The 19,350-nt window shown below is 50.3% G+C and carries 19 protein-coding genes; 14 read left to right on the top strand and 5 right to left on the bottom strand.

What is annotated here, in order from left to right; all coding sequences use genetic code 11:
- Positions 1-87: 87 nt before the first annotated feature.
- Complete coding sequence (locus ACSTTG_RS17870; protein WP_438475743.1) at positions 88-285, bottom strand: hypothetical protein; 198 nt, start codon at positions 283-285, stop codon at positions 88-90.
- On the opposite strand from ACSTTG_RS17870, the gene queA reads away from it, so the two are divergent.
- The 7 genes from queA (at position 265) to ACSTTG_RS17835 (ending at position 7,505) form a co-directional block, all read left to right on the top strand.
- Positions 265-1,317, top strand: a complete 1,053-nt coding sequence (gene queA / locus ACSTTG_RS17865) for a tRNA preQ1(34) S-adenosylmethionine ribosyltransferase-isomerase QueA (protein WP_438475742.1) — start codon at positions 265-267, stop codon at positions 1,315-1,317. The two genes, ACSTTG_RS17870 and queA, sit on opposite strands and share 21 nt — an antisense overlap.
- Before the next feature lie 162 nt (positions 1,318-1,479).
- Positions 1,480-2,628, top strand: a complete 1,149-nt coding sequence (gene tgt / locus ACSTTG_RS17860; RefSeq protein WP_438460239.1) for a tRNA guanosine(34) transglycosylase Tgt — start codon at positions 1,480-1,482, stop codon at positions 2,626-2,628.
- 103 nt (positions 2,629-2,731) lie between these two features.
- Positions 2,732-3,061: a preprotein translocase subunit YajC gene (yajC, locus tag ACSTTG_RS17855; protein WP_438460240.1), complete on the top strand. Its 330-nt coding sequence runs from the start codon at positions 2,732-2,734 to the stop codon at positions 3,059-3,061.
- Between the two features lie 21 nt (positions 3,062-3,082).
- Positions 3,083-4,939: a protein translocase subunit SecD gene (secD, locus tag ACSTTG_RS17850; protein WP_438475741.1), complete on the top strand. Its 1,857-nt coding sequence runs from the start codon at positions 3,083-3,085 to the stop codon at positions 4,937-4,939.
- A gap of 14 nt (positions 4,940-4,953) precedes the next feature.
- Positions 4,954-5,901: a protein translocase subunit SecF gene (gene secF, locus ACSTTG_RS17845; protein WP_438475740.1), complete on the top strand. Its 948-nt coding sequence runs from the start codon at positions 4,954-4,956 to the stop codon at positions 5,899-5,901.
- Positions 5,902-6,004: 103 nt separating this feature from the next.
- Positions 6,005-6,961: an endonuclease/exonuclease/phosphatase family protein gene (locus tag ACSTTG_RS17840; RefSeq protein ID WP_438460243.1), complete on the top strand. Its 957-nt coding sequence runs from the start codon at positions 6,005-6,007 to the stop codon at positions 6,959-6,961.
- Positions 6,962-7,013: 52 nt separating this feature from the next.
- The gene (locus ACSTTG_RS17835) at positions 7,014-7,505 is read left to right on the top strand and encodes a GNAT family N-acetyltransferase (RefSeq protein WP_438475739.1); all 492 of its coding nucleotides are present in this window, start codon (positions 7,014-7,016) and stop codon (positions 7,503-7,505) included.
- Here the strand turns inward: ACSTTG_RS17835 and ACSTTG_RS17830 are convergent.
- Positions 7,502-8,491, bottom strand: coding sequence for an aminoglycoside phosphotransferase family protein (locus ACSTTG_RS17830; protein ID WP_438475738.1), 990 nt, complete (start codon positions 8,489-8,491; stop codon positions 7,502-7,504). The two genes, ACSTTG_RS17835 and ACSTTG_RS17830, sit on opposite strands and share 4 nt — an antisense overlap.
- A 230-nt stretch (positions 8,492-8,721) precedes the next feature.
- Between ACSTTG_RS17830 and mepA the strand changes: the two genes are divergently transcribed.
- A complete protein-coding gene (gene mepA / locus ACSTTG_RS17825) occupies positions 8,722-9,582 on the top strand; it encodes a penicillin-insensitive murein endopeptidase (protein ID WP_438460246.1) in 861 nt (286 codons plus the stop codon).
- Positions 9,583-9,871: 289 nt separating this feature from the next.
- Positions 9,872-10,189, top strand: a complete 318-nt coding sequence (locus tag ACSTTG_RS17820; RefSeq protein WP_438460247.1) for a hypothetical protein — start codon at positions 9,872-9,874, stop codon at positions 10,187-10,189.
- 128 nt (positions 10,190-10,317) lie between these two features.
- Here the strand turns inward: ACSTTG_RS17820 and ACSTTG_RS17815 are convergent, their stop codons facing one another.
- On the bottom strand, positions 10,318-10,575 hold the full coding sequence (locus ACSTTG_RS17815; protein WP_438460248.1) for a YfhL family 4Fe-4S dicluster ferredoxin: 258 nt from the start codon (positions 10,573-10,575) through the stop codon (positions 10,318-10,320).
- 1 nt (position 10,576) lies between these two features.
- Positions 10,577-11,974, bottom strand: coding sequence for a prephenate-dependent tRNA uridine(34) hydroxylase TrhP (gene trhP, locus ACSTTG_RS17810; protein WP_438475737.1), 1,398 nt, complete (start codon positions 11,972-11,974; stop codon positions 10,577-10,579).
- 373 nt (positions 11,975-12,347) lie between these two features.
- On the opposite strand from trhP, the gene ACSTTG_RS17805 reads away from it, so the two are divergent.
- Complete coding sequence (locus ACSTTG_RS17805; RefSeq protein ID WP_438475736.1) at positions 12,348-12,950, top strand: LemA family protein; 603 nt, start codon at positions 12,348-12,350, stop codon at positions 12,948-12,950.
- Positions 12,950-14,833 (top strand): M48 family metallopeptidase, encoded by a 1,884-nt coding sequence (locus ACSTTG_RS17800; RefSeq protein ID WP_438475735.1) that lies wholly within the window; start codon positions 12,950-12,952, stop codon positions 14,831-14,833. Before ACSTTG_RS17805 ends, ACSTTG_RS17800 begins: the two co-directional genes overlap by 1 nt.
- A 148-nt stretch (positions 14,834-14,981) precedes the next feature.
- On the opposite strand, the gene rdgC is transcribed toward ACSTTG_RS17800, so the two are convergent.
- On the bottom strand, positions 14,982-15,896 hold the full coding sequence (gene rdgC, locus ACSTTG_RS17795) for a recombination-associated protein RdgC (protein ID WP_438475734.1): 915 nt from the start codon (positions 15,894-15,896) through the stop codon (positions 14,982-14,984).
- A gap of 317 nt (positions 15,897-16,213) precedes the next feature.
- On the opposite strand from rdgC, the gene phoB reads away from it, so the two are divergent.
- Genes phoB through ACSTTG_RS17780 form a run of 3 tightly spaced genes read left to right on the top strand, consistent with a single transcriptional unit; the run spans position 16,214 to position 19,187 of the window.
- Positions 16,214-16,903, top strand: a complete 690-nt coding sequence (phoB, locus tag ACSTTG_RS17790; RefSeq protein ID WP_438460253.1) for a phosphate regulon transcriptional regulator PhoB — start codon at positions 16,214-16,216, stop codon at positions 16,901-16,903.
- 18 nt (positions 16,904-16,921) lie between these two features.
- The gene (gene phoR / locus ACSTTG_RS17785) at positions 16,922-18,217 is read left to right on the top strand and encodes a phosphate regulon sensor histidine kinase PhoR (protein WP_438475733.1); all 1,296 of its coding nucleotides are present in this window, start codon (positions 16,922-16,924) and stop codon (positions 18,215-18,217) included.
- 25 nt (positions 18,218-18,242) lie between these two features.
- A complete protein-coding gene (locus ACSTTG_RS17780; protein WP_438475763.1) occupies positions 18,243-19,187 on the top strand; it encodes a PstS family phosphate ABC transporter substrate-binding protein in 945 nt (314 codons plus the stop codon).
- The last annotated feature ends 163 nt before the right edge of the window (positions 19,188-19,350 follow it).

Here is a 19,350-nt window from a genome sequence, read left to right as displayed (position 1 = left end):
TTAAATATAGTCAGTTTAAATGCCAAGAACTGAGAGCTAGTTCGTTTTTTACAGCGTCGAAGATGATTTGTATCAACTTGCTGCTAGCTAGGTAAATTCACGCGTTCTAGGCGTTGAATTAATCCTCTCGACATGCCCTGACAGTGCGGTTTTTTTACTCGACTTAGCGCAAGCTAAGAGGGTGATATCCCCCATCGCTTGTTGTATACTGCGCTGCTGCGACAAACCCGCTTGACGATTAACCCAACGGTAGAAGATTTTCCCATGCAAGTATCTGACTTTCATTTTGAGCTCCCAGATGAGCTGATTGCTCGCTATCCTAACCCACAGCGCACGGCCAGTCGTTTGCTGCAGCTGAACGGGAATAGTGGTGAGTTGACCGATGGAACCTTTACCGATGTACTCGAGCAAGTGCGCGAGGGCGACTTGATTGTGTTCAATAACACCCGAGTGATCCCAGCGCGTATGTTTGGTCGCAAGGCCTCTGGTGGTAAGCTCGAGGTGCTGGTGGAGCGCATGCTGGATGACAAGCGTATCCTTGCTCATGTGCGCTGCTCAAAATCACCAAAACCTGGCTCAACGATTCTGCTCGGTGAAGGCGATGAGTATCAAGCACTGATGGTGGCGCGTCACGACGCCTTGTTTGAGCTTGAGTTTCAATCCGACAAAACCGTGCTTGAGATCCTAGAGCAAGTCGGTCATATGCCGCTGCCGCCGTACATCGACCGTCCTGATGAAGACTCGGATAAAGAGCGCTATCAAACGGTTTACAACGCCAAGCCAGGCGCAGTGGCTGCGCCAACCGCGGGTCTGCACTTTGATGAGGTGCTACTCGACAAGATTAAGGCCAAAGGCGCTGAGCTTGCCTACGTGACGCTGCACGTTGGCGCCGGTACCTTCCAGCCAGTGAAGGTCGATAATGTGCTTGAGCACCATATGCATGCTGAGTATGTTGAGGTGACGCAGGAGGTGGTGGATGCCATCAAGGCCACTAAAGCACGCGGCGGCCGCGTGATCGCAGTAGGCACCACCTCAGTGCGCTCACTTGAGAGTGCTGCTCAAGACGCAGTGAAAAATGGCACAGAGCTGGTGCCTTTCTTTGGCGATACCGAGATCTTTATCTACCCAGGCTATCAGTTCCAATTGATCGATTGCTTGATCACTAATTTCCACTTACCAGAGTCGACCTTGATCATGCTGGTGAGTGCCTTTGCCGGTTACGAGAACACCATGCGGGCGTATCAGCACGCGGTGGACAATCAGTACCGCTTCTTTAGTTATGGCGATTCTATGTTTATCGAGAAAAAGACCAACTAGAACTGTCATAATTAGCGCGTAATCTTGCGCACAGTTTACGAGTGCTAGCAGTAGGCTAGGGTAGAGGCTAGAGCCGGTTATCTCGCATGGAAAGCGACCACTCCTTAGCAGGCTTTGGCCTAATTTAACCGTCAGACTGTTTCTCTGACAATTGGAGGATTCGTGAAGTTAAAGTACGAACTTAAGAAAACCAACGGTCATGCTCGCCGTGGTCAATTGACCTTTGAGCGTGGCACAGTGCAAACCCCAGCCTTTATGCCAGTGGGTACCTACGGTACAGTAAAAGGCATGACGCCAGAGGAAGTGAAAGAGACCGGTGCAGAAATTCTGCTAGGTAACACTTTCCACCTATGGCTGCGCCCAGGTCAAGAGATCATGAAGATGCACGGTGACCTGCACGACTTTATGAACTGGCAAGGTCCTATCCTGACCGATTCAGGCGGTTTTCAGGTCTTCAGCCTAGGTGCGATGCGTAAGATCACCGAAGAGGGTGTGCACTTCCGTAACCCGGTAAACGGTGACAAGATTTTTATGGACGCTGAGAAGTCGATGGAGATCCAAAAAGACCTTGGCTCTGATATCGTGATGATCTTCGATGAGTGTACGCCATACCCAGCGACGCACGATGAAGCGAAGAAATCGATGGAGATGTCACTGCGCTGGGCACAGCGCTCACGCGACCACTTCGATAAGCTAGACAACCCGAACAACCTATTTGGTATTGTTCAGGGCAGTGTTTACGAAGACTTGCGTGATGTGTCGGTAAAAGGCCTAACTGAGATTGGTTTCGACGGTTATGCTGTTGGTGGTCTTGCTGTCGGTGAACCAAAAGAAGAGATGCACCGCGTGCTTGAGCACACCACACCTCAGCTTCCAGAGGATAAGCCACGCTACCTAATGGGTGTCGGCAAACCAGAAGACTTGGTTGAGGGTGTGCGCCGCGGCATCGATATGTTTGACTGCGTAATGCCAACGCGTAACGCGCGTAATGGTCACCTGTTTGTGACGGGCGGTGTGATTAAGATCCGTAACGCGAAGCACAAGACGGACACGACGCCACTCGATCCAGAGTGTGATTGCTACACCTGTAAGAACTACTCGAAGTCTTACTTGCATCACCTAGACCGTTGTAACGAGATCTTGGGTGCGCGCCTGAATACGATCCACAACCTGCGCCACTACCAGCGCCTGATGGAGAGCATTCGTCGCGCGATTGAAGAAGATCGTTTCGACCAGTTTGTTGAAGAGTTTTACGCTCGTCGCAACCAAGAGGTTCCTTCTCTTGGTAAGCTAGAAGCGGAAAATTCATAAGATTTTGTGACGCCACCTTGTTTTTAACCACGCTGTGACTTGAAAATAAGGTGGCGTTACCCAATGTGATTGGATTATCTACAAAAAATAACGAGGACAGTTTATGTTTATTTCTCAAGCTCACGCAGCAGCAGAAGGCGCACCAGCAGGCGGCGGTTTCGAAATGCTAATCATGCTAGGTATGTTTGCGGTTATCTTCTACTTCATGATCTACCGCCCACAGTCTAAGCGCGTGAAAGAGCACAAGAACCTTATGGCGTCGATGGGCAAAGGCGACGAGGTACTAACCAGCGGTGGCCTAGTGGGTAAAATTACTAAAATCGCTGAAGACAACGATTACATCGCGCTTGAGCTAAACGCTAATAACGAAGTTGTGATCAAGAAAGATTTCGTGACTGCTGTGCTACCTAAAGGCACCATCAAGTCTCTATAAAACAGCATAAGGATCCTCGCTGTGTTAAACCGTTATCCATTATGGAAGTACTTGATGGTGGTCTTCACCATCGCAATTGCGGCCTTGTACGCACTTCCTAATATTTACGGTGAAGATCCGGCTATTCAAGTTACAGGGGCACGTGGTGCCTCTGTAGATATGTCAACGCTGGATGCTGTCACTCGTGCTCTTGAAGAAGAGCAACTCTCTCATAAATCCATTGCCCTAGAAAATGGATCCATTCTGGTTCGATTCAATGATACCGATACCCAGCTCAGCGCGCGTGATGTCGTCGCACAGGCAATGGGTAGCGATAATATCGTTGCGTTAAACCTTGCACCAGCGACACCAAATTGGCTTGAAGCGATTGGTGCTGCACCGATGAAGCTGGGTCTCGACCTGCGCGGTGGTGTGCACTTCCTAATGGAAGTGGATATGGATGCAGCAATGGCTCGTCTTATCTCACAACAAGAAGAAGCGTTCCGCACTGAACTGCGTGATGAGCGTATTCGCTACCGCGCGATTCGCCCACAAGGCAAAGACACGGTTGAGGTCTTGCTGCGTGATGGTGAACAACTGGCTGATGCTAAGCGCGTTCTTGAGTCTAACCACCCAGACATGACCTTTATCGACTCTGATTCAAATGGTCGTTTTGCCTTGGTGGCTACCTTTAACGAGACGCGTCTGCAAGAGATCCGCAACTACGCGGTTGAGCAGAACATCACCATCTTGCGTAACCGTGTTAACGAACTGGGTGTGGCTGAGCCGCTAGTACAGCGTCAAGGTGCCAGCCGTATCGTGGTTGAGCTGCCGGGTGTTCAAGACACGGCGCGTGCTAAGGAAATCCTTGGTGCAACCGCAACGCTGGAGTTCCGTGAAGTCGATAATCAGGCTGATCTCGCCGCCGCTGCAGCAGGTCGCGTGCCTGCCGGTAGTGAGGTGAAGCAAGATCGCGATGGTCGTCCTGTTGTGGTCAAAAAACGCGTTATCCTTGGCGGCTCAAGCATCACCGATGCGAGCTCAAGCGTGGATGAGTACGGTCGTCCTCAAGTAAACATCTCGCTTGATAGTGAAGGTGGCAACAAGATGTCGGCGTTCTCGCGCCAGAATATCGGTAAGCTGATGGCAACGGTATTCGCTGAGTACAAAGACAGTGGTCGCAAGACACCAGAAGGCAAGGTCATCCTGACTAAGCACGAAGAGGTGATCAACCAAGCGACGATTCAGTCGGCTCTTGGTCGTAGCTTCCGTATCACTGGTATTGACTCTGCTGCTGAAGCGCACAACCTGGCGCTATTGCTGCGCGCGGGTGCTCTGATTGCACCAATCTCGATTGTTGAAGAGCGCACCATCGGCCCATCTATGGGTCAGCAGAACATCGATATGGGTGTTCAGGCGTGTATCTGGGGCATGGTCGCAGTAATGCTGTTTACCCTGTTCTACTACCGTAAGTTTGGTGTGATTGCTAACGCAGCGCTAGCCGTAAACCTGGTATTGATTATTGGTGTAATGTCGATGATCCCAGGGGCAACCATGACGCTGCCAGGTATCGCCGGTATCGTTCTGACTGTCGGTATGGCGGTCGATGCTAACGTGCTGATCTTTGAACGTATCCGTGAAGAGCTGCGTGATGGACGCAATCCTCAGCAAGCGATTCACCAAGGCTATGCCAACGCGTTCAGTACCATTGCCGATGCCAACATCACCACGCTTATCACTGCGATTATCCTATTCGCTGTGGGTACGGGTGCGATTAAAGGCTTCGCCGTGACACTGTCGATTGGTATCTTGACCTCAATGTTTACCGCTATTGTAGGCACACGTTGTGTGGTTAACCTACTGTACGGCGGCAAGCGTATCAGCAAACTGTCGATCTAAGGCTGGGAATTAGTATGTTTCAGATTCTAAAAGCAGATAAAACCATCGACTTTATGCGTTGGTCTAAGATGGCCTTCATCTTATCTGTGTTAATGATTGGTGCGGCATTTGCTACGCTATCTACCAAATGGCTTAACTGGGGCCTGGATTTCACCGGTGGTACTCTGATTGAGGTCGGCTTTGATCAGCCGGCTAATCTAGAGGAGATCCGTGAAGCGCTTGATGCACAAGGCTTTGGCGATGCAACTGTGCAGAACTTTGGTTCTGCGCGCGATGTGATGGTGCGTCTGCGTCCACGCGATGATATGTCGGGTGAGATGTTGGGCAACCAAATCCTGACCGCGATTGAAACCGGTACCGGTGAAGACGTTGAGATGCGTCGTATCGAGTTTGTTGGCCCGAACGTGGGTGATGAGCTGACTGAGGCTGGTGGCCTTGCAATCTTGGTGTCATTGATCTGTATCTTGATCTATGTGTCGATCCGCTTTGAGTGGCGTCTTGCTGCTGGCGCTGTATTAGCCCTGGCGCACGACGTGATCATAACCTTGGGCGTGTTCTCATTGCTTGAGGTTGAGGTTGACCTCACTATCGTAGCGGCACTTCTGACCGTGGTCGGTTACTCACTCAACGATACCATCGTTGTGTTTGACCGTATCCGTGAGAACTTCCGCAAAATGCGTAAGGGTGAGCCAGCTGAGGTTATTAACAGCTCAATTACTCAAACCTTGAGCCGTACCTTGATCACCTCGGGTACCACCATGTTTGTGGTGATCTCGCTGTTTACCCTTGGCGGGGCGATGATCCACGGCTTTGCTCTGGCATTGCTGCTAGGTATCACTGTGGGTACTTACTCATCTATCTACGTGGCATCGGCGCTATCGCTGAAACTGGGTATTCAAAAAGAACACCTTATGCCACCACAGATCGATAAAGAAGGCGAAGAGCTCGACGAACTGCCGTAAGCTCACTGTCTTTCGATACATAATTGAAAAACCGCTGCCAAACGCAGCGGTTTTTTTCTATCTGTTGTAGGCTAGAGGAAGGTTTTAGCATCAAGGAGCTCCCTTGCAATATACCGCTAGCGGCGATACCACCCTGCGTATCGCCACGCTGAACTTGCTCAATTACTTAGCGCCGCCGAACGCCTATTACCAGTTTGATAATATCTATGACCAGCAGCAGTGGCAGGCAAAGCAGCGTTGGCTGGATACGCATATCAGGCAGTTGAATGCCGATATTATTGGCTTTCAAGAGGTGTTTAGCCCAGCCGAGCTCAAGGCTCAGTGCGCTAGATTAGGTTACCCCTATTTTGCTTGTTTATCTCAGCCGGTCATCGAGTCTGATTACGTCTACTCGCATCCACCTGTGGCGCTTGCCTCACGTCTGCCTATCGTTGAGCGTCAATGTGTTATTGCTGGCCAGATTGGCTCTGGTCATATTGGGGTAATGCCGGCTGGCTTTCGTTTTAGTCGTGTCCCTTTGCACTGCACGATTGTGACGCCCAAGCTTGGCCTACTCGATGTTATCGTGGTTCATCTCAAATCCAAGCGAGCGATGCTAGAGGTCAATCAAGACCAGTCAGCGCAGTTGGCTGAGCAAGCGAGGGAGATGGGGCGCTGGATGTCTACCATGCAACGCGGAAGTGAAGCGCAAGTACTCACTCACTATGTAGAAAATATGCAAAGCCAATTTGCGCGAGCCTGTGTCGTGATGGGGGATTTCAATCAGGACTTGGCACAACCCGAGCTAGCCTGCTTAACCAAGAGTGGACTACTGTCCGATAGCTATCTTTTGCAGCGCACGCTAGATGGCAAGCGCCCGGCAACCCATTACTACGGTGAAACAGGTAATATCATCGACTATATCTTGGTCTCACAAGCGTGTGTTCCTGATAGTGCCCTACGTCAGGCTCAAGTCGAGATAGTGAGCGTTTATGACCAGCACCTAGTATCGCCGGATTTTAGTCACGACCAGTTTGCCTCCGATCACGCCTCAGTATGTATGACATTGTCGATTGATTAAGCCGATTGAGTTAGGTATAAGGTTAAGAAAGGTAAGGAAATTTGGTTGTATTATGGAAATTGTTATTCGCCCTAGCTTAACCTCAGATGCTGCGGCTCTGTGTGATATCTACTCTCAGCCTCAGGCTCAACGCCATACCCTGCAGTTGCCCCATCCATCCCCGGTGATGTGGCAGCAGCGCCTAGAATCGATGCCCGCGGGATTGTATTCCTTCGTGGCTGAGATTGATGGCCGAGTAGTAGGTAACATCGGCTTTGAGCACTCACAAAACCCACGCACTGCCCACTGCGCAACCTTTGGGATCGGTGTTCATGACCAGTTTCATCGCCTTGGCATCGCGAGCAAGCTTATTGAGACGGTACTCGATTTAGCGGATAACTGGCTGCAAATCAAACGCGTGCAAATTGAAGTTAACAGCGACAACCAAGCCGCCATCGCCTGCTATCAAAAGTTTGGCTTTGAAATCGAGGGTGAGGCGCAGTGCTCATGTTTTCGTGATGGTGAGTATGTAAGTACTTACTACATGGCGAGGGTTAAGCGTTAATTGTCGTCTTGATACGCTTCTAATTGCTGCAAAGCCCGCCGAGTAAGTTCCTCGGTATAAGGGTTTATCTTCCAATGCTCCGGGCTCCAGCCCTTGATAAAGCGCTGAAAGTCGGCCCACGCGATAGCAAAGAGTGGCCGCCAGGCTTGCTCAACGGCATCAGGGTAGAGGTCGGGTTGATAGTGGCGAATTGCATCGCGCAAATGAGCAAAGTAGCTATCGAGTAGCGGCTGCTCTTGCGATGCACATTGCTCGGGTGGCACAGCGCTGCTCATAAATAGAGCCACATCCTTCATTGCACATCCTTTGCCGACATACTGAAAGTCGATCGCTGCTGCGCGTGTGCCATCTGGCGTAAAACAAAAGTTAGCCAGCTTGGCATCGCCGTGCACAAGGGTTGGAAACGGAGCATGAGCGAGGCAAGAATCCAGTGCTGGTGCTGCTCGTTTGAGGGGTGAATCCGCCAGGCTGGCGAGTTCATCAGGGCGAGTAGCCAAATGCCAATAGGTCCCCGATGGCCAGAGTTGATTTGGATGATGATGGATATATTTAGCGTGAAAGTTAGCCAGCCAATACAAGCAAGCACTCTGCTGAGGCTCGGTTGACTGAGTGCTGCTCGTGACACTGAAGCCCTTAACAGCAAGGTCTTCCATGATCATTAGCCACTCACTTCTGGTGGAAAATGTGCGCAGTGAGCGCGGTGTAGGGCAACGAGGATCGATATCTTGGCAATAGTGCTGATACCAATTTGATTCAACCTGGTAAGAGCGCAGTTTTCGCTGATGTGAACGTGGGTTATTCCATCCGCGTGGGTGGACTCGCTCTTCGGGTAACTTTACGTGTTTGATCACAACGCTTGAACTTTCGCCTGCCACTCTTTGCCGCACTAACTCACCATAACCACTCCACAATGGTTGAATCAACTCAGCATCACTGATTGCTTGCAGGCCAATCGGGGTGAGGAAGTTTTGGTAGCAGGAGGTCATGACAGGCCTTTAATATATAGCGTAGTCGGATGATTATACGCTGATATGAGGATCACCCGCTAGAGACGATGCTTGCTTGCCAATAAAGATTTACGCTGATGGACTGCCCATGCGCTACCCCCATTAATAAGCAAAGCAGTCTATGTCGCAGTTATCTTCACCGCACTTAACGTCGTCAGCGACTATGATAAGGGAACATTACCGAATCGTCATAGGCCAAGGAGGGGACGATGGATAAGCGTGCTAGTGGATGGTTATTGGTTTTTTCTGCGTTTATGTCTTTGCTGTTCTTTGCTTCATATAGTAATGCCTCTCCTTGGGAGTTGGCTATCTCACCAACCAGCGACCCAGCGCAGTCTATCGGCACCTATGCGAACGGTTGTGTCATCGGCGCTAAGGCCTTGCCGGTGGATGGGGAAGGGTATCAGGTGCTGCGCAGTCAAATGCGGCGTAATTTTGCTCACCCTGAGGCGGTGGGCTTTGTTGAGTCTCTGGCCAAGCAGGTCTATGCGCAGACTCAGCTAAGTCTGCTGGTCGGGGATATGTCCTTGCCACGTGGCGGGCAGTTCTCTTCCGGCCATACCAGCCATCAAACCGGTCTCGATATTGATATTTGGTTGCAGATGAACGCCAAGCCTTGGCAGCAAGAGCAGCTTGCCTCGCCTCAGCCAGTCAGTTTAGTTGACCTGGATTACTACACGATTCAATCAGAGCACTGGCAGCCCTCGCACCTGACTTTGTTTCGCACGGCGGCCAATAGCAAGCAAGTGGCGCGTATCTTTGTTCACCCTGTGATAAAGAAGCAGTTGTGTCTAGAGGCTGGAGAGGACAAGGATTGGCTACGTAAGGTGCGTCCTTGGTGGGGGCACCATTATCACATGCATGTGCGCCTGCATTGCCCGGAGGGAAGTCATAACTGTCGCGCCCAGCGGCCACCGCCGCAGGGCAGTGGTTGTGGGGCTGAGCTTGACAGTTGGTTCCCCCAGTCAGTACCGGTAGTTCGCCCCAAGTCAACCGCGAAAAAAGATCCCAAGCGTGGTTATAAAAAGATCATGCCGCCCCAGTGCCAGGCATTGATCGCGGGCAACTGAGTAAAAAAATATTTCAAGGTGTTCAAATTAGAGACAATTTTGCCGTGGAGAAATTTTCGATCATTTCCTAATGTTAAAATGAAACGAGAAAATCAGCACCTTATTGTTTAACTCTGTTACCCCATACGGCGAGCCCATGGGTCGGTATTTTGACCCCGTGACTTGACCGCTATAAATATCTAACAATGGCCAGGTAGAGAAGCAGTTATCGATTAAGGTGAATTAGGTGAGGAGTTGATAGGCAGGCAAGGCTTACTTCCTATCGATTCATTAACTTGAGGACAATCCCATGACTATGGTTTGTGCAAAAGAATTTGCTGGGTGGTTGAAGGCGCGTTACGGAAACGAGACCAAGGCCATCACAATGTCGAGAAAGGATGTCAGCCATCTGACGGGACGGACCCGCTTTACCATGGGGTTTGTGCATGATGTTCACTTTGAGATGATGCAACACGGCTTTGCGTTCGTGACAGATATGTCTCGCGAGGACTTTTTTCTGCTGCCAGTGAGCAATGCGGTGAATTGGCGCGAGCAGCTTGAGCATCAGTATGAAAAAGAGCTCTACTGCAACATATTTCCGATTGCAAAGAGCGTCTCTGGTACATAAGTCGTTCATATCAATCTGTAAACTATGTCACCAGCCGACCTATCGATAACGATTAGCAGAAAATGACGCAGGGCAGGTACAAAAAAGGCTCATCCTTGATGAGCCTTTTTCTATTTGAGCGCCTGCAATTATTCAGCAAGACCTTGGATAATGACGAACTTCTCCAATAGCTGCTCTTCGGTCTCAACATGGTTGGGATCGGTAATAATGCACTTAGTGATTGGACACACCGACTGACAAGTTGGCTTGTCATAGTGCCCCTTACACTCGGTACACAACACCGGGTCGATCTCAAAGATCGAGTCGCCCATGGTGATAGCACCATTCGGGCACTCAGGGTCACACATATCGCAGTTGATGCATTTATCGGTGATCAGCAGAGCCATATTACTTACCCGTTGGGTTGCGAGTATCTTGACCTGAGTCTAGGTTGCGCATCAGCAGGGCAAAATCGAGATCCAAGTCCTCTGGCACAGGGATATAGACAAAGTGACCGTTGCCTTTAGCATCGTCAATCACTTCTGACTTGCGGTTTTCCATCGCTTCTAGGGTGAACACTACGTTGCCTTTTGGCGTCATAAGCTCAAGCGTATCGCCAACCACAAACTTGTTCTTCACCTCAACCTCAGCCATCGCGCCACGGCGCTTGCCAGTGAACTCACCCACAAACTGCTGTGTATCAGAGACAGAGTAGCCGTAGTCATAGTTTTGGTAGGCATCGTGAGTGTGACGACGCAGGAAGCCTTCAGTGTAACCGCGGTGGGCTAGGCTCTCTAGGGTGGTCATCAAAGACTCATCAAACGGGCGACCAGCCACGGCATCATCGATGGCTTTGCGATAAACCTGAGCGGTACGTGCACAGTAGTAGAACGACTTGGTGCGACCCTCAATCTTCAGCGAGTGGACACCCATTTTTGTCAGGCGCTCTACATGCTGGATAGCACGCAGGTCTTTAGAGTTCATGATGTAGGTGCCATGCTCGTCTTCAAACGCCGCCATCTTCTCTTCAGGACGATGGCTCTCAGACAATAGTACGACCTCGTCGCTTGGCTTACCGCGACCAATGGTGGTCTCAGGGCGCTCATCGGCAACTTCAATCGCTTGAGCTTCTGGCGTGTACTTTTCAACGATCTGGCCAGAGTCACTCTCGGTGCCTTGCTCAACCTTGTACTCCCAACGACACGCGTTGGTACAGGTACCTTGGTTTGGATCGCGCTTGTTGATGTAACCAGATAGTAGGCAGCGACCCGAGTAGGCCATACAGAGCGCGCCGTGGACAAAGACTTCGATCTCAGTCTCTGGACATTCTTTGCGGATCTCTTCGATCTCTTCTAATGACAACTCGCGCGAGACGATCACGCGCTCAACCCCTTGGGTTGCCCAAAACTTAACCGTTGCCCAGTTGACCGCGTTTGCTTGAACCGACAGGTGTATAGGCATCTCAGGGAACGCCTCACGCACCATCATGATAAGGCCAGGGTCAGACATAATCAGCGCGTCGGGGCCCATCTCTACCACAGGCTTAAGGTCGCGGATAAAGGTCTTTAGCTTTGAGTTATGTGGCTGGATATTACACACCACATATAGCTTTTTACCCAGCGCATGCGCCTCATCGATACCGATTTTCAGGTTCTCGTGGTTAAACTCGTTATTACGTACGCGTAGGCTGTAACGAGGTTGGCCTGCATAAACGGCATCCGCTCCATAGGCGAACGCGTAGCGCATGTTCTTAAGGCTACCGGCTGGAGACAAAAGCTCCGGTACAAAAGGGGTTTGAGTTGTCATTGCTTCAATTCTCTAGTTTCTGATCACAAGTCAGGCCGATCCCACCCAATGGGATCCGGGGCGCAAATTTTACGCGAGATAGCGCTAAAAGTATAGCAATTGAAGTGAGCGGAGAGGTGAAGGAACTCAGGGCTTGCGCAGCCCTTCCCTGAAAAAGGAACTCACCACAGCGTGCAAAGGCCCTTATCAAGCGCCATCCACGTAGTTGAAAGAGTGGCTGGATTGGTTCGATTTATATTCGGACTCTCATTGTTTGTCGGCGCCCTAAATTAGATCTTATCCGCACCAATAAATATGCGATACAGAACAAATTTGCTATATATCTCATGTACCTATATAACGCTCCGGTATATTCACAAATATGGAACTAACTATGACTTCACTCCTTATTTTTATCGGCATTGTTTTACTTATCGTTTTGCTTATCGCGATGTTTGTGGTCAGTATTTACAACAAACTAGTGACCCAACGTAATCGCTTCAAAAACAGCTTTGCTCAGATTGAGATCCAGCTAAAACGTCGTTACGACCTGATCCCAAACCTTGTTAGCACCGCGAAAGGCTACATGGCGCATGAAAAAGAAACCCTTGAGGGGGTCATCAAAGCGCGTAACCAAGCGATGTCAGGCTTGAAAGCAGCAAGTGATGCGCCAGACAGCAGTGCGGCTATCAGCCAACTGGCACAAGCTGAAGGAATGCTACAAAATGCACTCGGTAGGTTAAATGTTGTCGTTGAGGCTTACCCAGAGCTGAAAGCCCACGATACCATGACTCAGCTACAGGAAGAGCTGACCAGTACAGAGAATAAGGTTGCGTTTTCTCGCCAAGCCTTTAACGATACTGTGACTAGTTACAACACTTACAAGCAGAGTTTCCCAACGGTTTTGTTTGCCAATATGTTTGGCTTCCAAGACGGTGAGCTGCTGGAGTTTGCCGATAGTGAAGCAATCCAGGAAGCGCCTAAGGTTGAATTCTAATGAACTTTTTTGATCATCAAGATAGCGCGCGTAAGCGTACTGGGCTTTTGGTGTTCCTGTTTTCCTTAGCAGTATTCATTATCGCTAGTTCGGTCAGCGTTTTGTCGATTACTATCTATTACGTAGTCACTGGGGAACCGTATGATGAACTAACCGCTATCGGTTATACCTTGTTGTGTTTTACAGGCGTGGCACTGATTATCGCACTCTGTTCGAAGGTCCGCTTATCTGAGCTTACTTCCAATGGCGGTCGCGGCGTTGCTGAGAGTATTGGCGGGAAACTTATTTCCTCGAATACGACGGACACAAAACATCGTCAGTTGCTTAATGTAGTCGAGGAGATGGCAATTGCATCTGGCATTCCCGTCCCTCCTGTTTATGTTATGGAGGGAGAGCGTGGTATAAACGCTTTCGCAGCAGGCATGAGCATTGATGATGCCGTCATCGGTGTGACTCAAGGTGCGCTAGACAGCTTTTCTCGTGATGAGCTGCAAGGCGTCATTGCCCATGAGTTCAGCCACGTACTAAATGGCGATATGCGCTTGAACACCCGCTTGATTGGTGTTTTGTTCGGTATTACTTGTATTGCGGAATTGGGTCACCTAGTTCTCGACAGTATGCGCCATCCAAGCCGCCCATCCAAAAAATCAAAATCTTCTGATTCTGATTCTGATAATAAAGGCATCATAGTCGTTTTATTGATCGCGATGGTGTGTGTCGTGGTAGGTTGGGCCGGCACTCTATTTGGCTCAATGATCAGAGCCGCTATCTCACGACAACGCGAGTTTTTGGCGGATGCGAGTGCGGTGCAGTTTACGCGCAATGATCAAGGTATTTCAGGTGCTCTGAAGAAGATTGGCGCTCACGCATCTGGCTCTAGCCTGAATGCGCAAGAGAGCGGCGAAATGAGCCACATGATGTTTGGCCAAAGTAGTTTGTATGGTTTCAACGGCCTCTTCGCTACTCACCCACCCTTGAAAGAGCGAATCCGTCGTATCGAGCCTACTTGGGATGGCAGCTTCTTGAGCAAAAGTCACAGCAACGCTTCAGCGTTTGCAAGTGAACAAGTCAGTGGATTTGCGTCTAATGCCGACGTTGGTTCTCGCGGCCATGAAACACAAGGGGTCGCCCCAACGTCCGCAGAGCTATGTGAAACAGGTTTACAGCTTATTAGTCAATTACCTCAAGACTTGCTAGACATTGCACGTGAACCCTACAGTTCTCGTTTTATTGCATTCCTACTCATCTTTGACGGAAGTGACATACAACGTGAGATGATCAAAGGTCATATTTCAATAGCCTCGCATGCCAAACTATTGCCGTGGTTGGATTACGATTTACCAACGCACTTGAGGCTTCCTCTACTCGAGCTTTCTATCCCTGCGCTTAAATCAATGGGTGAGGGTCAGAAAGCCAGATTTTGCGAAGTTCTGCGAGAATTGTCTAAAACCAATAATTACTACTCACTGGGTGAATGGTGCATCATTAACTTGCTGGAAAAGCAGCTCATTGCATCATTGGCTTCCACTCGCCACAACAAGACCTTAAAACAACTCGAAGAAAGCGTTCACTGGCTGCTAAGAGAATTAGCTTGGGTCACTCATTCAGAACGAGAGGGCGCGCAACGAGCGTTTAACACCTCGCTCACCTCGCTTGGATTTGCAGAAACCACGCTAGTTGAACCAAATAACAACTGGCGCTTAAGTCGTGCTGCATTGGAGCTGTTGCTGCAACTTAAACCCCTTCAACGACGCGAGTTCGTCAAGGCGTGTCGTTTAGCCATCGAGTCTAACGGCAAAATCACCGTCGCAGAGGGAGAATTGTACCGAGTGATAGCGTGTTTCTTGGAAGTACCAGAGCCGCCACTCACTGTGACGCTCTAGCTTCACAAAGTAAAACGCCAGCGATCATCGCTGGCGTTTTTTATATTCGATTATGAATGATGCTGATTAGGGGCTGTTGAACTTTCACATTGGCTTGCTTGAAGTTAGCCGTTATTTGCGAGTCAACCCGTACCCCGCCTCTATCCCACTATGCGTTTGGCTGACTTAGACCACCAAGTGCCTCAAACAGGCTTGGCAAGAAGGCGCTGAATTCGCCACACAGCAAAGAGAAGTCAGCATCAAAGCGTGCTGCTTGATCTTCACGTGGAATATCGTCGTTCTGATCTTTCAGCTCGTCTGAGTATTTCAGGCGCTTGATGCTGCCATCTTCCGCTAACACAAACTCAAGGCGATCCTGCCAGTTAAGTGCCAGCTTAGTCACCATCTTGTCGGACTCGATGTGCGCGCGGATCTCATCTGTGGTCAGCTCTTGCTTCTTACAGCGGATAATACCGCCTTCTTCCAATACCGACTTCAGCTCGGCCTCATCAAGCATCTGCCAGCCAGCAGGGGTGTCACCATTTTTAACCCAGTCAGTGAGGGTATTTTCGATCGGTTTTTCTGGCAGTGCTGGAACAACTGGTAGGCTGCCCATGGTTTTACGCAGTAGGGCCAACACATCTTCTGCTTTTTTACTGCTGCCGGCATCGACCAGAACAAAGCCCTCTTTTGGCATGATCAGCACATAGGTCAGGGCACTGCGACTAAAGGCACGTGGCAGCAGGTCCATGATGATGTCTTCTTTTAGGTTGTCCTTCTCTTTTTTATTCAGAGGGCGACCTTCTTGGGCTTCTTGGGCATCTACTTTGGCGGCAAGCGAGTCTTTGATCACTGAGGCTGGCAGCATCTTTTCTTCTTTCTTGGCACAGATCAGGATGCGGTTCTCAGAAACGTGAGTCATCATGTCACCGTGTTTGCCCAGCGCGTGCACCCAGCCAAATTTCTGTTTGTCTTGGCTACCACAAGGGGTGAAGCGGAACTCTTGAAGTTGTTGTTCTAACTGTTCAGCGTTAAAGGTAATGTCACGGTTAAAACGATAAGCAAGGCAGTTTTTAAACCACATAATTGTTCTCAGTCTCTGAAATGGGGCTCCAATAATAGGGGTTTTATATCGCTTTGTCCTATCGGATTTGTGAAAAACGGGTCAGGTACACAATCTGCCCTGTAGCGAAAATCACGCAGCCTGATGGTGCAATTCGGGTCATTTCATGACATTGGTTCAAACACTTAGCTGAGACGATGGCATAGATGAACTTGCAGAGACAGTTATATTAAAATTTGTTTGCAAGGGTCACAAAAGTGTCATAATGAATGGTAATAATGCTCACAGTTGCAGGGTGTTTCACCCTAGAAATAATTCAGTTATAAGGTTATTCAAACATGTCTAGAAGGATCCTGGTGGTTGAGGATGAAGCTCCAATTCGCGAGATGTTGTGCTTCGTACTTGAACAGAAAGGCTATCAAGCTGTTGAAGCGGAAGATTACGACACCGCAGTGGACAAATTGGCTGAACCGTACCCTGATCTTGTCTTGTTAGATTGGATGCTCCCTGGTGGCAGCGGTATCAACTTTATCAAGCACATGAAGCGTGAAGAGTTGACGCGCAACATTCCGGTTGTGATGCTAACGGCACGTGGTGAAGAAGAAGATAAAGTGCGCGGCCTTGAAGTCGGCGCTGATGATTACATCACCAAACCATTCTCACCAAAAGAGTTGGTGGCACGCCTTAAAGCGGTGATCCGCCGCGTTACGCCAACGGCACTGGAAGAAGTGATTGACGTACAAGGTCTTAAGCTAGACCCAGTTTCTCACCGCGTTACCTCGGGCGAAGATCCTATCGATATGGGCCCAACTGAGTTTAAGATGCTGCACTTCTTTATGACGCACCAAGAGCGCGTATACAGCCGTGAACAGCTGCTGAACAACGTCTGGGGCACCAACGTTTACGTTGAAGACCGTACGGTGGATGTACACATCCGTCGCCTGCGTAAGGCGCTTGAGACTGCAGGTCACGATAAGCTGATCCAAACTGTTCGAGGCGCGGGCTACCGTTTCTCAACAAAAGCGTAAACACACTTGGAGACATAAGTGGTAGAACGTTTGACGTGGAAGAAGCTGGCATGGGTGCTGGCTTTTTTTTATAGCCCTTGGGTGATCCTTGGGGCAATCTTCGGTTATATGCCGTGGCTGCTGTTTTTGGCAACCGCGGTTTTGTTGCTTTGGAATCTAAACAATCTAGTGCGCTTTTCAGCGTGGCTTTATGATGATAAGCGCCTGACACCACCGGCGGGCTCAGGCCCTTGGGAAGGGGTGTTCAATGGTGTGTATCGCATGCAGCAGCGCACTCGTCGCAAGCGCAAAGAGCTGACAAATCTGATCCGCCGTTTTCGTAACGGTGCGGAATCGCTGCCCGATGCGGTGGTGGTATTTCGTGGTGAAGGGAATATTGTTTGGTGTAACAAGTTAGCTCAGCATCTGCTGGGTTTTCGCTGGCCTGATGATACCGGCCAACCGATCACTAATTTGATTCGTACCCCAGACTTTATCAAGTACCTCAATAAGGGTAACTTCTCAGAGCCTTTGGAGATGTGCTCACCGCTTAATGTTGAGCGGATCCTTGAGCTGCGTATCGTGCCTTACACTGAGGGCGAGCTATTGATGGTGGTGCGTGATGTCAGCCAGATCAAGCAGCTTGAAGGCATGCGCCGCAACTTCTTTGCCAACGTTTCGCATGAGCTGCGCACGCCAATGACGGTGCTCCAGGGTTACCTAGAGATGACGGCCGACCCTGATATGGTAGTCGGACCAATGTGGCCCAAGGCGCATGGTGTGATGACCGAGCAGCTTAGCCGTATGAATAGCCTGGTTGAGCAATTGCTGACACTGTCCAAGATTGAGGCCTCTAGCCATGTTGAGCTTGATGAGGTAGTTGATGTGCCTAGTATGCTTGAGGTGCTGGAGAAAGAGGCGATCAGTCTCAGTGGCAATCGCGAGCACAAGCTGCATTTCAATGTCGACACGGCACTCAAGGTGTTTGGCGACAATGATCAGCTACGCAGTGCGATCTCCAACCTAGTGTACAACGCGGTGAAATACACCCCAGATGGCAGTGAGATCCATGTCAGCTGGTATAAGGACAGTCAAGGTGCACACCTAAGCGTGCGTGATACCGGCGATGGCATTGAGCCGCAGCACCTGCATCGTTTGACGGAGCGTTTCTATCGTGTTGATAAGGCGCGTTCTCGAGATACCGGCGGTAGCGGCCTAGGATTGGCGATTGTTAAGCATGCGCTCAATCACCATGATTCACACCTTACCATCCAAAGTGAGGTCGGCGAGGGCAGTGAGTTTGCATTTACTCTTCCGGTGCGTCTCATTGCGTAGTCGAAGCGTTCTATCTATCCCAACTATTCTGGTGGCGCTTAGCGCCACCTTTTGCGCATCTGTAAGCTGGGCCAATCCCGAGTTGGTGGAGTACCAGAAAGAGCGGGTGATCTCCGGCAGTTTGATCTCTGTCGGCTCGGACACCCTAGCCGGAATGACGACCCTATGGGCCGAGGAGTTTGGCCGCTTGTACCCGGGCGCGAATATCCAGATCCAGGCCTCTGGCTCATCAACCGCGCCGCCGGCCCTGATTGAGGGCACAGCGCAAATTGGACCCATGAGCCGAGTGATGCGCACGCGCGAGGTCGAGTCATTTATTCGCGAGCATGGCTACCCGCCGACTAAGCTGCGTGTGGCGATTGATGCGATTGGTATCTTTGTCCATCAAGATAACCCCATTCAGGGTTTGAACTTTGCCGATCTCGACAGCATTTTCTCGGTGACTCTCCGCTGTGGCTCAGTCAGCCAAGTTCAGCGTTGGTCTGAGTTGGGACTTAATTATCGCTGGGCAGAGCGACATATGCAGCTGTTTGGCCGCAACTCTGTCTCCGGCACTTATGGTTACTTTAAAGCCAATGCCTTGTGCGGTGGCGACTTTAAGGCCAATGTTAACGAGCAGCCCAGCTCGTCATCGGTGGTGCAGTCGGTCAGCTCGTCAATCTCCAGCATCGGCTACTCAGGAATTGGCTATCAAGTCTCTGGCGCCCGTTTAGTGCCTGTTGCGGCGAAAGGGAATGACTATGTCGCCCCAACGCACGATAATATTCTCTCGGGCCAGTACCCGTTATCACGTTTCTTGTATATCTACGTCAACAAGCACCCCGAAAAACCCCTGCGCGCAATCGAGCAGGAGTTCCTGCGCTTTATCTTTTCACGCAACGGCCAAGCGCTGGTTGAAGAGGACGGTTACCTATCGGTCGGCGGGGAGATTGCTCAGCAGGAGTTGGAGAAGGTTGGCTTAAGCCTATAAGCCTATAAGGCTTACAGGGGCGGGGTGCGAGGACGGACTTCGTCCTGCGGGGAGCGAATGGTGACGCGCAGCATAATGGCTGCACCGAATCCTTGCCCCTCGAAGTTAAGCCTCCCACACCTTTACCCTGGCTTGCGCTTTGGAACAAGTGGCGTGCGCAGTA

Source organism: Vibrio glycogenivorans (assembly GCF_051660965.1).
GTDB lineage: Bacteria > Pseudomonadota > Gammaproteobacteria > Enterobacterales > Vibrionaceae > Vibrio.
This window is presented reverse-complemented; position numbering and strand designations above follow the sequence as displayed.

Bases quoted from the DNA above. Each gene is read 5' to 3' on its own strand.
- yajC (WP_438460240.1), top strand. From the start codon at position 2,732: ATGTTTATTTCTCAAGCTCACGCAGCAGCAGAAGGCGCACCAGCAGGC.
- queA (WP_438475742.1), top strand. From the start codon at position 265: ATGCAAGTATCTGACTTTCATTTTGAGCTCCCAGATGAGCTGATTGCT.
- ACSTTG_RS17805 (WP_438475736.1), top strand. From the start codon at position 12,348: ATGACTTCACTCCTTATTTTTATCGGCATTGTTTTACTTATCGTTTTG.
- ACSTTG_RS17870 (WP_438475743.1), bottom strand. From the start codon at position 285: ATGAAAGTCAGATACTTGCATGGGAAAATCTTCTACCGTTGGGTTAAT.
- ACSTTG_RS17815 (WP_438460248.1), bottom strand. From the start codon at position 10,575: ATGGCTCTGCTGATCACCGATAAATGCATCAACTGCGATATGTGTGAC.
- mepA (WP_438460246.1), top strand. From the start codon at position 8,722: ATGGATAAGCGTGCTAGTGGATGGTTATTGGTTTTTTCTGCGTTTATG.
- ACSTTG_RS17820 (WP_438460247.1), top strand. From the start codon at position 9,872: ATGACTATGGTTTGTGCAAAAGAATTTGCTGGGTGGTTGAAGGCGCGT.
- trhP (WP_438475737.1), bottom strand. From the start codon at position 11,974: ATGACAACTCAAACCCCTTTTGTACCGGAGCTTTTGTCTCCAGCCGGT.
- ACSTTG_RS17800 (WP_438475735.1), top strand. From the start codon at position 12,950: ATGAACTTTTTTGATCATCAAGATAGCGCGCGTAAGCGTACTGGGCTT.
- phoB (WP_438460253.1), top strand. From the start codon at position 16,214: ATGTCTAGAAGGATCCTGGTGGTTGAGGATGAAGCTCCAATTCGCGAG.
- secF (WP_438475740.1), top strand. From the start codon at position 4,954: ATGTTTCAGATTCTAAAAGCAGATAAAACCATCGACTTTATGCGTTGG.
- ACSTTG_RS17835 (WP_438475739.1), top strand. From the start codon at position 7,014: ATGGAAATTGTTATTCGCCCTAGCTTAACCTCAGATGCTGCGGCTCTG.
- ACSTTG_RS17830 (WP_438475738.1), bottom strand. From the start codon at position 8,491: ATGACCTCCTGCTACCAAAACTTCCTCACCCCGATTGGCCTGCAAGCA.
- rdgC (WP_438475734.1), bottom strand. From the start codon at position 15,896: ATGTGGTTTAAAAACTGCCTTGCTTATCGTTTTAACCGTGACATTACC.